The organism is Vibrio sp. Vf1514 (genome assembly GCF_052076135.1).
In the GTDB taxonomy this organism is placed as follows: Bacteria; Pseudomonadota; Gammaproteobacteria; order Enterobacterales; family Vibrionaceae; genus Vibrio; species Vibrio furnissii.
On sequence record NZ_CP197267.1, the window covers coordinates 1,480,204 to 1,493,749 of the forward strand.

The 13,546-nt window shown below is 46.8% G+C and carries 13 protein-coding genes and 1 riboswitch; of the genes, 10 read left to right on the forward strand and 3 right to left on the reverse strand.

Features of this window, described 5'->3' with window-relative positions; translation table 11 throughout:
• Nucleotides 1-207: 207 nt before the first annotated feature.
• The 6 genes from hcp-2 to ACS18Q_RS06920 all read left to right on the forward strand — a co-directional run bounded on the left by hcp-2 (nt 208) and on the right by ACS18Q_RS06920 (nt 7,353).
• Complete coding sequence (gene hcp-2 / locus ACS18Q_RS06895; RefSeq protein WP_004726027.1) at nt 208-726, forward strand: type VI secretion system effector Hcp-2; 519 nt, start codon at nt 208-210, stop codon at nt 724-726.
• A 151-nt stretch (nt 727-877) separates the two neighbouring features.
• On the forward strand, nt 878-2,929 hold the full coding sequence (locus tag ACS18Q_RS06900) for a type VI secretion system Vgr family protein (RefSeq protein WP_441257579.1): 2,052 nt from the start codon (nt 878-880) through the stop codon (nt 2,927-2,929).
• Complete coding sequence (locus ACS18Q_RS06905; protein WP_441257580.1) at nt 2,926-3,720, forward strand: DUF4123 domain-containing protein; 795 nt, start codon at nt 2,926-2,928, stop codon at nt 3,718-3,720. Before ACS18Q_RS06900 ends, ACS18Q_RS06905 begins: the two co-directional genes overlap by 4 nt.
• Nucleotides 3,717-5,834 (forward strand): phospholipase effector Tle1 domain-containing protein, encoded by a 2,118-nt coding sequence (locus ACS18Q_RS06910; RefSeq protein ID WP_441257581.1) that lies wholly within the window; start codon nt 3,717-3,719, stop codon nt 5,832-5,834. The genes ACS18Q_RS06905 and ACS18Q_RS06910 overlap by 4 nt, the downstream gene beginning before the upstream one ends.
• Before the next feature lies 1 nt (nt 5,835).
• A complete protein-coding gene (locus ACS18Q_RS06915) occupies nt 5,836-6,594 on the forward strand; it encodes a DUF2931 family protein (RefSeq protein WP_441257582.1) in 759 nt (252 codons plus the stop codon).
• A gap of 120 nt (nt 6,595-6,714) precedes the next feature.
• Nucleotides 6,715-7,353 (forward strand): LysE family translocator, encoded by a 639-nt coding sequence (locus ACS18Q_RS06920; RefSeq protein ID WP_004726022.1) that lies wholly within the window; start codon nt 6,715-6,717, stop codon nt 7,351-7,353.
• Between the two features lie 29 nt (nt 7,354-7,382).
• Here the strand turns inward: ACS18Q_RS06920 and ACS18Q_RS06925 are convergent, their stop codons facing one another.
• Nucleotides 7,383-8,768, reverse strand: coding sequence for an alanine/glycine:cation symporter family protein (locus tag ACS18Q_RS06925; RefSeq protein WP_038151170.1), 1,386 nt, complete (start codon nt 8,766-8,768; stop codon nt 7,383-7,385).
• Nucleotides 8,769-8,871: 103 nt separating this feature from the next.
• Nucleotides 8,872-8,976: riboswitch (glycine riboswitch) on the reverse strand.
• 307 nt (nt 8,977-9,283) lie between these two features.
• Here ACS18Q_RS06925 and ACS18Q_RS06930 point away from each other — a divergent pair.
• The 3 genes from ACS18Q_RS06930 to msrB all read left to right on the forward strand — a co-directional run bounded on the left by ACS18Q_RS06930 (nt 9,284) and on the right by msrB (nt 10,759).
• Nucleotides 9,284-9,442, forward strand: coding sequence for a hypothetical protein (locus tag ACS18Q_RS06930; RefSeq protein ID WP_441257583.1), 159 nt, complete (start codon nt 9,284-9,286; stop codon nt 9,440-9,442).
• A gap of 20 nt (nt 9,443-9,462) precedes the next feature.
• On the forward strand, nt 9,463-10,194 hold the full coding sequence (locus ACS18Q_RS06935) for a chromosome partitioning protein ParA (protein ID WP_441257584.1): 732 nt from the start codon (nt 9,463-9,465) through the stop codon (nt 10,192-10,194).
• Nucleotides 10,195-10,309: 115 nt separating this feature from the next.
• Nucleotides 10,310-10,759, forward strand: coding sequence for a peptide-methionine (R)-S-oxide reductase MsrB (msrB, locus tag ACS18Q_RS06940; RefSeq protein WP_004726018.1), 450 nt, complete (start codon nt 10,310-10,312; stop codon nt 10,757-10,759).
• A 62-nt stretch (nt 10,760-10,821) separates the two neighbouring features.
• Here the strand turns inward: msrB and ACS18Q_RS06945 are convergent, their stop codons facing one another.
• Both ACS18Q_RS06945 and ACS18Q_RS06950 read right to left on the reverse strand, forming a co-directional pair.
• Complete coding sequence (locus ACS18Q_RS06945; RefSeq protein ID WP_004726017.1) at nt 10,822-11,304, reverse strand: YajQ family cyclic di-GMP-binding protein; 483 nt, start codon at nt 11,302-11,304, stop codon at nt 10,822-10,824.
• 19 nt (nt 11,305-11,323) lie between these two features.
• The gene (locus tag ACS18Q_RS06950) at nt 11,324-12,382 is read right to left on the reverse strand and encodes a 3-deoxy-7-phosphoheptulonate synthase (RefSeq protein WP_014205115.1); all 1,059 of its coding nucleotides are present in this window, start codon (nt 12,380-12,382) and stop codon (nt 11,324-11,326) included.
• Nucleotides 12,383-12,588: 206 nt separating this feature from the next.
• On the opposite strand from ACS18Q_RS06950, the gene ACS18Q_RS06955 reads away from it, so the two are divergent.
• Nucleotides 12,589-13,476 (forward strand): putative PEP-binding protein, encoded by an 888-nt coding sequence (locus ACS18Q_RS06955; RefSeq protein ID WP_158165276.1) that lies wholly within the window; start codon nt 12,589-12,591, stop codon nt 13,474-13,476.
• Nucleotides 13,477-13,546: the final 70 nt, after the last annotated feature.

The following is a 13,546-nucleotide window of genomic DNA, read 5'->3' on the forward strand; positions in this document are numbered from 1 at the left end:
TTGCTTGCACAAAGGCAGTTTATTGCTCTAATTGTAATGAATTAAATATAACTGATTGATTTTAAAAGAATGCTAAAGTGGCATCGACTTTGCTCCCTTACTCACTGAATTCGCGCTGAGCGCACTTACATCACGAACGTTTTATCGAATGGCAAAGGTTGTCTTAACCCGTTGCCTGATAAACAACCAGTTAGAAAGGAATGAGCAATGCCAACTCCATGTTATATCTCTATCGAAGGTCAAACTCAGGGTCTTATCACTGCAGGCGCTTGTACTGCGGATTCTATCGGCGATTCATTCGTTGAAGGTCACGAAGACGAAATGCTGGTTCAGCAGTTCGACCACATTGTCACCGTACCGACTGACCCACAATCGGGCCAGCCTTCAGGTCAACGTGTTCACAAACCATTCAAATTCACTGTGTCTCTGAACAAAGCCGTTCCTCTGTTGTACAACGCACTGGCTTCAGGCGAGAAGATGACGACTGTTGAACTGAAATGGTACCGCACGTCTATCGAAGGCAAACAAGAAAACTTCTTCACCACCAAGCTGGAAAACGCGTCTATCGTGGATATTCAATGTGAAATGCCACACTGCCAAGATCCAGCAAAATCTGATTTCACTCAGAACCTGACTGTTTCGATGTCTTACCGCAAAATCACGTGGGATCACGTGAACGCGGGTACTTCAGGCTCAGACGATTGGCGTAAACCAGTCGAAGCGTAATTTACGCGCGAGCTGCGTTGCCCGTCTCAAGGCGGGCAACCTTGTGAACCTTAAGCACAAAGCATCCAACCCGCACCCTAGCATCCGCTCGGTTTCGGGTGTTTTGCGCTTAAGGTTTCACCATTTTTACTGAGTATGAAGGAATGGCAGGATGGCGACGTTAAAGTATCAGTTTCATGTGGAAGGTCTGGAGGACGACACGCTGGTGGTGCGTGGGTTCGACGGGCAGGAAACGCTTTCCAGCGAACGCATAAATGGGCAACCGTGCCACGGTTTTCGTTATGAACTGGAGCTGGCCAGTCGGCTTGCTAATTTAACGCCCGATATGGTGGTGGATAAAGTCGCGGAGCTGACGCTCTATCGCGATGATGTGCTCGTTCAACGCGTAAACGGCATCGTGCGCTGCTTTACGCAGGGCGATACCGGCCACCACCACACCTTCTATTCACTCACGTTAGTCCCTGCTTTAGAGCGTTTGTCTCTGCGCCACAACAGCCGCATCTTCCAACTCAACACCGTGCCGGAAATCCTCTCCATTCTGCTGCAGGAAATGGGCATCAACGACTACGCCTTTGCGTTGACCCGTGACTGCGCGCAGCGTGAATTCTGCGTTCAGTACCGCGAAACTGACTTAGATTTTCTCCATCGTCTGGCGGCCGAAGAAGGGTTGGTGTACAGCTTCATTCATGAAGAAGGCAAACACACGCTGATATTCAGCGACGCCTCTGACAGCCTGCCGAAACTCGGTGAGCCAATCCCGTACAACACGCTGGCAGGCGGCATGATTGAATCGCCGTATATCTCGGCGCTGAGCGTGCACTCCCAATCGGAGGTGAGTCAAACGGCGCTGCAAGATTACAGCTTCAAAAAGCCGACATACTCCTTTGCCCAGCAAGCGGTCGGGACTGAAATGGACTACCAGCAGCCAGACTACGAACATTTCGATGCGCCGGGGCGGTATAAAGACGATGTCAGCGGCAAAGCATTCAGCCAGATCCGCCTCGATTATTTGCGCCGCAACGCGCACACCGCAACCGGCAAAAGCAACCAACCGCTGCTGCGTCCGGGCGTGAAGTTTGACCTGCAAGAGCACCTTGATGACACCTTAAACCGAGATTGGTTGGTGGTGAGTGTCACCTGCCAAGGTACGCAGCCTCAGGCGCTGGAAGAAGCTGGCGGCAATGGCGCGACCACCTACGCGAACCAATTCTCGCTCATCCCGGCGCATCGCACTTGGCGCGCCACGCCGCAAGCCAAACCTCAGGTTGATGGCCCGATGATTGCCACAGTCGTAGGCCCAGAAGGCGAAGAGATCTTCTGTGATGAGTACGGCCGCGTAAAACTGCATTTTCCATGGGATCGCTACTCCAACGGTGATGAGCACAGCTCGTGCTGGGTGCGTGTCTCGCAAGGCTGGGCGGGCAGTCAATACGGCATGATCGCTATTCCGCGCATTGGCCATGAAGTGATTGTGTCGTTTCTCAATGGCGACCCCGACCAACCAATTGTCACCGGTCGTACCTATCATGCCACCAACACTGCGCCATATACGCTACCGGATAATAAAACCAAAACTGTGCTGCGCACCAAAACCCATCAGGGGCAGGGTTACAACGAACTCAGTTTTGAAGACCAAGCGGGCAGCGAACAAATTTACCTGCACGCGCAGAAAGACTTTGACAGCCTGATTGAAAACGACCACACCAGCGTGATTCAACACGACAAACACCTCACGGTGGAGAACGATCGCTTTACTCAAATTAAAAACAATCAGCATCTGACGGTGGGCGGCGAAAGCCGTGAATCAGTGACCGGAAATCGAACTCTGATGGTTGAAGGTTCATTGCATGTGAAAACCGGTAGTGTTTGGGTGAATGAATCGGGTACTGAAGTCCATATTAAAGCGGGCCAAAAGGTCGTCATTGAAGCTGGCTCCGAAATCACCGTGAAAGCGGGCGGCAGTTTTGTGAAAGTCGACCCGGCAGGGGTTCATCTTTCAGGTGCAGGTGTGAACCTAAACTCGGGCGGTAGCCCGGGCAGTGGCAGTGGTTTCAGTGGTCAAGCTGCCACACTACCGGGCAATTTGGACGATGCGCCGCCACTGGATGCTCCGAAAACGGTATCTTACGAAGCTTTGTTGCAGGCAGAGGAAGCCAATGTGCCTGCAGTGAAACCTTGTCCACTCGCGGAGGGTAATTCATGATTTCTGAGTGGCTAGATACACAAAGCTTGCCTGTCTTTTGGCTTGCCAAAGCAGACCCTTTTAAACAAGCCGTAAGCGAAAATGGCGGTCTTGCGTTCGAGCATTCCATCCCACTTTTTTATGGGGACATGTTTGCCAATGCGATGCCATTGTCACCTTGGTTGGTGCCTGCCGATGAATCCCTGGCTGCGGTTTCTCAAGAGACGTTGCAGCAGGGGGTGTTCTTCACATCATCGGCCGATCTACAGGATCTGACTGACCATTTGCGTAGTTTGTTGACCGCAGGATTGGATGGTGAAGAAGTAGTCTTTCGCTTTTACGATCCGAAAGTGTTATTGCCAATGCTCACGGTAATGGATGAGAGCGATCTCAACGCGCTATTCGGCAATATCAAGGAATTGACTGCTTTCCATACCGAAACAGACCAATTGCAAACTTGGTCGTCAACCCGAGTGACGCCGTTCGAACTGCAATCAGCACCTTGGTGGCGAATGAAAGAGGCACATCTTAAGCCACTGTACTCTACTCAAACTCATGCCGTGATTTTAGAAAAGCGATTCTGGGAAGTGTTGCCCGAATCGATGGAGGCGCTTGACCAACCCGTGGAGACCATCAAACAGACTTTGGTTCAGGCTCAATCGCAAGGATTTAACCCCGAACAAGGGGAACTGGCAGTGTTGAACATGCTGGTTCAACGCACTCCGGTGTCGATGGCGGAAGTATGCCTCGCTTTTCACTTATCTAATCCAGAACAAGAACAGTTATTGAATATTCAGGAGAAATTTGTATGAGCAGTACAGGAACCAACGCTTATTGCTTACCATGCCAACAGTTAACTCACTGGATAGAAATTCTTGTTCGAGATGAAAATAATCAACCATTCTCGGGGGTGACTGGTGTAGTGGTTGACTCCAATCAAGTTGAACATCCTGTCGAACTGAGTGATGACCCCATTTTGATTGAGCAGCTACCGCCCGGCCCGGTACAATTGGTTTTAGACGCAGAGCCATGGATCCTCGAAGCTCAAGCTGAGACGCATCCGAGAAATAACACGGATAAGCCGACCAAAGATTTTGCTGCTGGTTATAGCGGTCACAATGGTGGCCCAGTGAAATATGCAGAAATCACCACTGGCGATCTCACGCTGTTACCCGAGAAAGTAACACTGCCGACTTACCATCAGAAAGGGAAAGGTGATGCAGTTAAATTGATCGTCGATAAAACGTATGTTCTTCAGGTCAGAGCGTACAAGTTCATCACCTTGCGTGTCGGCATGTTCTTCGATGGTACTGCCAACAATACCTATGGTGCGATATGGGGTAAGCAGGAACTGGAAAAATACTATTCCACTTGGAAGGCAAAATACGAAGCAGACTGCGACATTCTTTCCAGAAAAACCGGTTACTCCAAAAATGACATACCAGAAGTGCTGCTTTCTGATGACTGTTTTGCGTATCCTAAGAAAGATAACTTCTTTATCTCATTGTTTAAAAACGATGACGGGGAAATCGAAACCGTGGAAGGCAGTGCAACCAATGAGCTGACTAATGTTCAGAAGCTGTATGATTTATATTCATATAATAAATATTTCAAAGAAATCAAGACGTTTTCTCATGCGCAATATGTAACAGGAATTGGTACAGGCAATAGTACAAATATCTCACCAGCTGACGAATCTCGAATTGGACAAGGACTTGGAACTGGTAAGTATGGCGTAACGGCCAAAGTCTCCACAGGTATTGCTCAACTTTCAGAAGAGATGGAAGACGTGGCTTCCGACATTTTTGTTAAAGTTGGTCCTGATATAGATGGCATTAGTAAATTACAATTCGATGTTTTTGGTTTTAGCCGAGGCGCTGCGGCCGCGAGGCATTTCGTAAATGTTGTCTTAGACGGAGGTCGTGGTGAGTTTGTTCCAGTATTTTCAAAGGCATGTGTCAATGCAGGATTACCTTTGAAGTTCGGATTTGATTGGGACGAGAAAGATGAAGGCAAGGCAAGTTGTGAAATTAGCTTTGCCGGGTTATTTGACACTGTTGCTTCTGTTGTCGATCTTTTGTCTTTTGATTTTTCAACACATACAGACAATGGAGACGTGCGACTTTGGCTCGATCCTGAACGTGTAAGGCGCGTTGTACATTTAACCGCTGACCCAACCGTTGAATGTCGTGATAATTTTAGCTTAAATCATCTTAACTCGAGAGACGAAAAGCATTTCTATGAATTTGTATTACCAGGCGCACATTCGGATATAGGTGGAGGATATCATTCTAGAGATAGTTTTGTTCATAAAGATTTTTTGCTCCCAATGCTTGAGAATAAGTTGGTTAAAAAAATCAGCAGATCTTTTTCTGGTGAATGGGAGAAAGAACGAGCTAAGAAATATATAAAATCTAAGTTGATGGAATATAAGGAAAGAGATCGGTTAACTGGATGGAATGAGAACGACTATTCTGAACCAGAATTTGAGGTGATAAATAGAGGAAATGACAGGGATAGTGGAACGGTCATTGGGCGTCTCTATATCAAACGTTTGGTTTCAGGTGATCTGTCTAGACTATATCTTCGCTTAATGTACGGTCTATCTGAATTTCATGGTGTTCCATTTGATGATAACGATGGTGAAATTTGGTCTGATTCAATACGAAATGCAAGTCAATATACGGTAGAAGATATTGATACGATTAGTTTCAGAAAGTTTAATGATGAAATATTAAAGTCTGCCAAATGTGGAGAATATGACTCCTTGTCAAAAAGACTCGGTGGGAAAAATGTTAAAGAAGTATTCATGGCAATGAACTTGTATCATCATTCATCAGGTGCTGATATCGGTATGGCACCTCTTTGGGATGAAAAACAGAATTGTTTCAAACGGGCCAGCTATGAATGTGAAAAGGGGAAATAATTTGAATTATAAATATATAATCACATCTGTACTATCACTTTTATTGATAGCTTGTGCTTCGGATGCTTCGCCAGTACCTGGAAAAAAGTGGCAAGTGAGCATTGTTATGCCGTCGTTGTACCCAGTAAATGTTACTCAAGCATATGGAATAAATGACAGCGAGGACTGGACTGTATTAGTGCATAATTTTACTCAATTTATGAGTACCAGTGAATTGAGTTATGTTCGTGAAAAATTACCCGACTATAATGGATTTGGATTGCCATTACATCCAATAAGCATCATTCGCAGAAATCAAATTGGTGGAACGAATCATTTGCCTGATGCTATCTATATTTATTGGGGATCGTTAGTAAATACCAAGTTTTATGTGACCAAATATGAACTTGATAAATCAGTGAAAGAACTAATGGCTACCAGAGGAAGTTTTCGGCGTGAAAACGGATTTGTGGTTAAGAACTGTTATCGCAACGAAATAATCTTTGGGTTGCTACCTGACGGAAGAGCAAAAGTCTGGCTTGAGGGATGCGGCGAGACAATTTATGTGAAAGAGTTACCACCAGATAGAATTCTTGATCATGATAGTAATGGGAAACGTGTTGAGGATTATAAAAATAGCTCATTGTTTACTGAGGTTAAAAAAAGAGCTGAAGATGAAGGTGTATCAATTGACCCGATTCCATGGGACAAGGTGAACAAAGTTTATACTTTAGAAAAAGTAAAGACTTTAGATGAAGCTCTGAGTGCTAGCCATCAATAAAAATTTAATGAAAACGCCCGGCTCACAGCTGGGCGTTTTCTTATCTGGCGATAATCTGTTAGAGACACAAATCACACTTTACGGTATAAGTTAACCACTTGTGACTTTTCAGGGATTGATATGTACATACAGAACATTGAAGCGTTTCTTATCGCCATTACTATTCTCACTTTAACGCCCGGTCTTGATACTGCGCTGGTGATTCGCAACACCTCCCGAGCGGGGATGGTGGATGGCTGTGTGACCAGCCTTGGGATTTGTGCTGGCTTATTCGTGCACGCAACTTTTTCCGCGATTGGTATTTCTGCCATTTTGACTCAGTCGGCTGATCTGTTCCACTTCATGAAAATGATTGGTGCGGCGTATCTGATTTGGTTGGGTATCTCTAGTTTGCGTACCTTGTTGAAAACTGGGCAGGGCATGAACGTGGCAACTTTGTCTCATTCACAGCTCAGCGTTAAGCGTTCTCTACGTGAAGGTTTTCTATCTAATGTTCTTAATCCGAAAACGGCGGTTTTTTACCTTGCGTTCTTGCCTCAGTTTATTAACCCTGAACATTCACCGTTGCTTCAGTCGTTATTGATGGCAGGTATTCATTTTGTGATTGCGATGGTTTGGCAGTGTGGCCTGGCGGGAGCATTGAGTTCTGCAAAAAACTTGTTGAAGAACGCATCTTTTATGCGTTGGATGGAAGGGACAACCGGTTTTGTTTTGGTCGCGTTGGGTTTGAAGCTCTTACTCGAAAAAGATACGGTTTAATAAAAAAGCGCCCATTGGGCGCTTTTCTATTATCGTGTTTGCTGAGCTTTGAACGCTGGTTGCGTCTCGTTCATTGCATTGGCAAAGAAACGCTTGGTTTCCTCGACCACAATATGACGCAGCGCAATCAGACCTATCAAGTTCGGAATGGCCATCAAACCATTCACGATATCGGCAATCACCCAGATCATATCCAATTTCAGGAATGCGCCTGAGGCTACCAGTGCAATGAATACGATTTTGTATGGCAGCACCGCTTTGGTACCGAACAAGAATACGATGCAGCGTTCACCGTAGTAGTTCCAGCCCAGAATCGTTGTAAATGCGAAGAACATCAAACCAATAGAAACCAGCATTGGGCCAATCGTTTCAGCGTTCAAGCCCACTGCAAATGCGTAAGTGGTCATCGCCGCGCCTGAAAAATCACTCTGCCATGCGCCTGTTAGGATCAGCGCCAAGCCAGTCATCGTACAGATGATGATGGTATCGAAGAAAGTCCCTGTCATCGAGATGAGACCTTGTTTGACACAAGAGTCGGTTTTCGCAGCCGCAGCAGCCATTGGTGCGCTACCTAAGCCCGATTCATTTGAGAACACACCGCGTGCAATACCCGATTGAATCGCCAGCATGATGCTCGCACCCAAGAAGCCGCCTGTTGCTGCTGAAGAACTAAAGGCAGAGGTGAGAACCAGTTCCACCGCGCTCATCAGTTGATCAGCATTGGTGACGATCACGCTCAAACACGCGACGATATAAAATAGAGCCATGGCGGGAACAACTTTACCGGCCACTTTAGCAATTGACTGAATGCCACCGATGGTGACGAATGCGACCAGTAGCGTCAGCACAACTGCGGATGCTTCACGCGACACACCAAAGGAAATTTCAGTCGCATCGAGAATTGCATTCACTTGCGGGAAAGTACCGATACCAAAACAGGCAACGCCGAGCGCGAAGATGGCAAACATGATTGCCAACGCTTTCGAACCCACGCCATATTGCAGGTAGTACATTGGGCCGCCGACCATTTGACCATTGTCGTCGACTTTACGGTATTTCACCGCCAGTAGGCATTCAGCGTATTTGGTTGCCATACCAAACAGCGCAGCCAGCCACATCCAGAAAAGTGCACCAGGACCACCGAGTTTAATGGCAGTTGCGACGCCGACAATGTTCCCCGTACCGATGGTGGCAGACAGTGCCGTACACAGCGCGGCAAAGCTCGAAACGTCCCCTTGTTTATCGGAAGATTTGTCTCGGCTGAACACCATTTTTAGTGCTGTTGGCAGGTGACGAAATTGCAATAGACCCAAACGAAAAGTGAAGTACACGCCAGTACCGACGAGCAAAATAAGTAGTGGTGGGCCCCACACAAAGCTATCAATTGTATGTAATAGTGAAAGTAGATTAGTCATGTTTTCCCCTTAATAAACAACATCTAAGGAGAAGAGGGAAAGGGCGGATCGAAAAATGGATCAAACAGTAACAGGCCAATGGCCAGCTACAATACGGGTAACCTTTCACTCCTCTGTCCTTTTGCCTGAGAGTTTCACTCCGCTTAGTGGATAAGCAGAACTTGCTCCTTCGGCGACCGATTGAACGGTTCTCTCCAGAGGTTCCTCCAACTACAGTCCTCGCACATTCTTCTTAGGGAAGAATAAAGCACCTGAAAGATTTACTTCTTCGGCGGGTATGTTTGCCTATTTTGTTAAAAATAGGTTAACAACCTCTCTCCTGCAGTCTTCAACGGAACAATTACCTATAGAGATAGGTAACTTGCTCGATGATACTAACCAAAACAAAGTGTGATGTCATCTACAAAATTCATCGAATACAGAAATCTTGTCTAAGATGTGGTGGAATAAACTTTTCTCTGACCTTTCATGCGGTATAAGTGGTATAAAATAGAGAATTACAAAGGGAGCGAGCCATGAGCAGACTGATAACCATAGGATTATTGATTGTGCTGGCATACTTTCTGATCCGCTATCGAACCAGTGAGAAACTTCAGAAAGGTGTGGTTATTACTTTAGGGGCGGCATTCGTGATTTATACCGTCTCCGTGGTCGTTGCTGAATTAATCCGCTGATGTTGATTTAGGAGTAAAACTTGAACCAGAAACATTTAGACGATAACGAAGATGTAGTTGTCATTGAAGAGCGTGATAAGCGCAGTTATCTCTATATTGGTATCGCCGCAGTGCTGGGCTTAGCGCTGGGTGGGCTGGTTGGCTCGTCGCTTACGGCAGCGAAGTGGGAAAGTGTTTATCACACATTGGAAGCGCAGTTTCAGCGTTCGAAAAGCGATGATACCCAACAAAAGGCTGACACCGAACAAAAAACAGCGGCAATGAACAGTGAGTGGGAAGCCAAGCTGCAAGCGGCGTTAGATGAACAAACCAAACAACATCAAGCAAACGTCAACAAGCTTGAAAAACAAGTCTCCGAGCTTGAGAAAGTGAACTCGACATTAGAAAACGAACTGTCCGCACAGAAAAATGCGTTGGCGGCTTCTGATGCGAAAAATAACAAACTGAACCGTCAGGCGGACATGCAAGCCACCATGTTTGAACGTTCTCGCGAGCTTTTCCAGAAAGAGCTTAAGATCAAGCAAGAAATGGAAGCGATGCAGAAAGAACGTGATGCATTGGTTCCTGCGTTGAAAGACCTGAAGAAAGAGTGCGATGCCTATTTGGAAGGCAAATCATGGGATGCCAAATCGGATTCTTGTGACAAGCAAGATGAGGCCAATTCTCGGATTAGCCAATTGGATCAGATGATACGAGTCCATAAAATGGATTTGGAACAAATCAAAGCGTTGTCCGAAGAAATCGGCCTGTAAATACGCAATAGCTCATCTCCGATGAGCTATTTTTTATCCTCAATACGAGGATGTGAAAGTTTTCGTGTGGTTTTCAGGTCGTGTAGATAGAGATAACCGTGATAAGCGAGTGATTATGCTGAGTTGGAAAGATGTTTTGGAGTTTGCCAATCATGGCAATCTGACCCCAACGCGCCGTGTTGATAAATCTGCGCAGGAATGGCGAGAATTGCTGACGGAAGTGCAGTATCACGTCACGCGCGACCATGGCACGGAAAGGCCGTTTTCTTCGGAAATGTGCAGCGTGTTTGAAGCGGGGATCTACCACTGTGTTTGCTGTAAAACGGTGCTGTTTGATTCCAACACGAAATACGATTCTCGCACGGGATGGCCGTCGTTTTCTCAGCCAGTCAAACCGAACGCAATTTCCTACCATATGGATACCAAACTGGCGACGCCGAGAGTGGAAGTCCGCTGCAATAGTTGCGACGCCCATTTAGGCCATGTTTTCCCTGACGGCCCACCGCCCAGTGGATTACGGTACTGTGTGAATTCGGTTGCAATTGAGAAAGAGCAAGACCGTTAACATTTTTCGCGGAGAAAAAATCCAGCCCTGAGGCTGGATTTTTTAGACTTCATTGCAACGCATTAGTCGCGGAAGTTGTTGTACTGGAATGGTTGTTCCAGTTCGCTATCGCGTAGCAGGGCAATGACCGATTGCAGATCATCACGTTTCTTGCCGGTGACTCGCACTTTGTCGCCTTGAATGGATGCTTGCACTTTCAGCTTGGCATCTTTGATCATTTTTACGACTTTCTTCGCGAGGTTCGTTTCAATACCTTGGACGAACACGACATCTTTGTACCAGTTCTTACCTGAGTGTACCGATGCTTTCACATCCATTGAACGTGGGTCAACGCCACGTTTAGCCAGGTTGTTACGTAGAATGTCCATCAGCTGTTGCAGTTGGAAGTCACCTTCAGCAGCCAATTTCACTGTCTCTTCTTTCAGTTCAAAACTGGCGTCTACGTTACGAAAATCAAAACGGGTTGCCAACTCACGGTTGGAGTTATCAACAGCGTTACGAACTTCAACAACATCGATTTCAGAAACAATATCAAAAGAAGGCATCTTAATGTTTTCCTTATGGTTAACTTGCGCGGCGTACTTTAATCGATTGAGCCAGCATAGCAAGCATTGTTGCTGTATCTTCCCAACTCAGACACGGATCGGTGATCGATTGACCATAAGTCAGGTTGTCCAGATCGTGCATCGGTTGGTTGCCTTCAAGAATAAAGCTCTCAGCCATTACGCCCGCCACTTTATGGCTGCCTGATTCGATCTGTTGACAAATGTCTTTTGCTACATCGATCTGCTTGCGATGCTGTTTCTGACAGTTGGCGTGGCTAAAATCCACCACCAAACGTTCAGGAAGACCAAATTCCGCCAGCTTCGTACATGCGGCATCAACAGAAGCGGCATCAAAGTTGGTGCCGTTGTCGCCACCACGCAGAATGATATGACCAAACGGGTTCCCACTGGTGCGGTAGACCGTCATGCGACCATTTTTATCTGGCGAGTAGAAATAGTGGCCGGATTGCGCAGCGCGAATCGCATCAATCGCAATCTTCACATTGCCGTTGGTGCCATTTTTAAAGCCAACCGGGCACGACAGTGCCGAAGCCATTTCGCGGTGAATTTGAGATTCAGTCGTTCGTGCGCCAATTGCGCCCCAAGTGATCAGGTCTGCAATGTACTGGCCGGTGATCATATCGAGGAATTCAGTGGCAGTTGCCAGACCCAGTTTGTTGATGTCCAGTAGCAGTTGACGAGCTTTGTTCAAACCCGTTTCCAGTGCGTAGGAACCATCGAGGTTCGGATCGGTGATCAGGCCTTTCCAGCCAACGACAGTGCGTGGCTTTTCGAAATAGGTACGCATCACAACAAACAGTTCGTTGGCGTATTGATCTTGAATAGTACTTAGGCGGCGCGCGTAATCCATCGCAGCTTCGGTGTCGTGAACAGAGCATGGGCCGACAATCACTAACAGGCGATCATCTTCTCCGGTAAGAATGCGCTCGATTTGGCGTCGAGAATTGGCGATGCGTTCTGCTACTTCATCCGTGATGGGATGGGCGTGGCTAAGTTCTGCCGGTGTGGGCATGGGGCCCAGTGCTTGGGTTCTTAATTCATCAGTTTTTAGTGGCATAGGATAGCCTGTCCTTTTATTGCGAGGCCCTAAAGATAACGAATTTAAGTATCAGAATAAACCGTTACGCAAAAAAGGAATTTCTTACCGCGCGTAAAGTGAAAAGTTATGCAAAATAATTCAATAAATATTGATTTGTGGGCTTGTTTTTCTTTGCATCTCTAGGTATTTTCGACTTGAACATCATCATGATAAACGGAGCTGTAATGAGTTTAGAACACCATGCCACCCTTCATGAGCAACTCGCTCTGGGGAACACCTTGCCAAAAGCCAATGTACAAGTACCGAGTTCTCATCTGTTTGTCTCTTTGTCTGAACTCATTGCTGAAAGCGTATTTTATCATCCAGCCTTAGTGAGCGGCGTGGAAAACCTCACTGCATTGGAGAAAAGCTCACTGGACGCGATGCTCGACGGGAAGCCGTTGGCGCATCATTTTGTCGAGACATTAGTTACGCAGATTGAAAACAACATCGAAGCGCATCATGACACGATTCGTGTCTGTTTGAGTGCGGCCGACAGCTATGCGTTTCAAGCGCTCTTGGGTGGTTCATTGGAACACGATGAAATCAATCCGGTCATGGGCGTACGTGGTGTGGCGCGTTTTGCTTCGTCAGACTATAGCGCAGCGTTTGCGATGGAATGTGACGTGATTAAGCAATTGCGTAAAAATCATCACAACGTCGAAATTGTTGTCCCGTTTGTGCGCACGCTGAGCGATGCAGCGACCATCATTGATCGACTGGCAGAGCAGGGCTTGCCTCGCGGTCTGAACGGCTTGAAAGTGCTGTACGTGTGCAATGTGCCTTCCAGCGTGATGGTGGCAGACCGTTTGCTGCATTACTTTGATGGTGTGGTGCTGGATTGGGAATCGCTGGCGCAATTTACGCTTGGCATCGACAAACTCAATGAGTCGTTGGCGTACTTGTACAACCCAGACAGCGAGTCGATTACGCAACTGGCAGACATTGCGATAAAAGCTGCCCATCAAGCGAAAAAGCCCGTGTTGGTCGTCACGCAGTCGTTGGAATCGTATCCGAAACTTCAAAATTACTTGTTGGAGAACGCGCAAGCGGAAGCCATCTTCAATTTCTAAGTGAACTTGATGCGACAAGCCAGCCATTAAGCAGGCTGGCTTCTTGTTTTTTGTAACATCTCATTGACAA

Bases quoted from the DNA above. Each gene is read 5' to 3' on its own strand.
- hcp-2 (WP_004726027.1), top strand. From the start codon at position 208: ATGCCAACTCCATGTTATATCTCTATCGAAGGTCAAACTCAGGGTCTT.
- ACS18Q_RS06900 (WP_441257579.1), top strand. From the start codon at position 878: ATGGCGACGTTAAAGTATCAGTTTCATGTGGAAGGTCTGGAGGACGAC.
- ACS18Q_RS06905 (WP_441257580.1), top strand. From the start codon at position 2,926: ATGATTTCTGAGTGGCTAGATACACAAAGCTTGCCTGTCTTTTGGCTT.
- ACS18Q_RS06910 (WP_441257581.1), top strand. From the start codon at position 3,717: ATGAGCAGTACAGGAACCAACGCTTATTGCTTACCATGCCAACAGTTA.
- ACS18Q_RS06920 (WP_004726022.1), top strand. From the start codon at position 6,715: ATGTACATACAGAACATTGAAGCGTTTCTTATCGCCATTACTATTCTC.
- ACS18Q_RS06925 (WP_038151170.1), bottom strand. From the start codon at position 8,768: ATGACTAATCTACTTTCACTATTACATACAATTGATAGCTTTGTGTGG.
- ACS18Q_RS06930 (WP_441257583.1), top strand. From the start codon at position 9,284: ATGAGCAGACTGATAACCATAGGATTATTGATTGTGCTGGCATACTTT.
- msrB (WP_004726018.1), top strand. From the start codon at position 10,310: ATGCTGAGTTGGAAAGATGTTTTGGAGTTTGCCAATCATGGCAATCTG.
- ACS18Q_RS06945 (WP_004726017.1), bottom strand. From the start codon at position 11,304: ATGCCTTCTTTTGATATTGTTTCTGAAATCGATGTTGTTGAAGTTCGT.
- ACS18Q_RS06950 (WP_014205115.1), bottom strand. From the start codon at position 12,382: ATGCCACTAAAAACTGATGAATTAAGAACCCAAGCACTGGGCCCCATG.
- ACS18Q_RS06955 (WP_158165276.1), top strand. From the start codon at position 12,589: ATGAGTTTAGAACACCATGCCACCCTTCATGAGCAACTCGCTCTGGGG.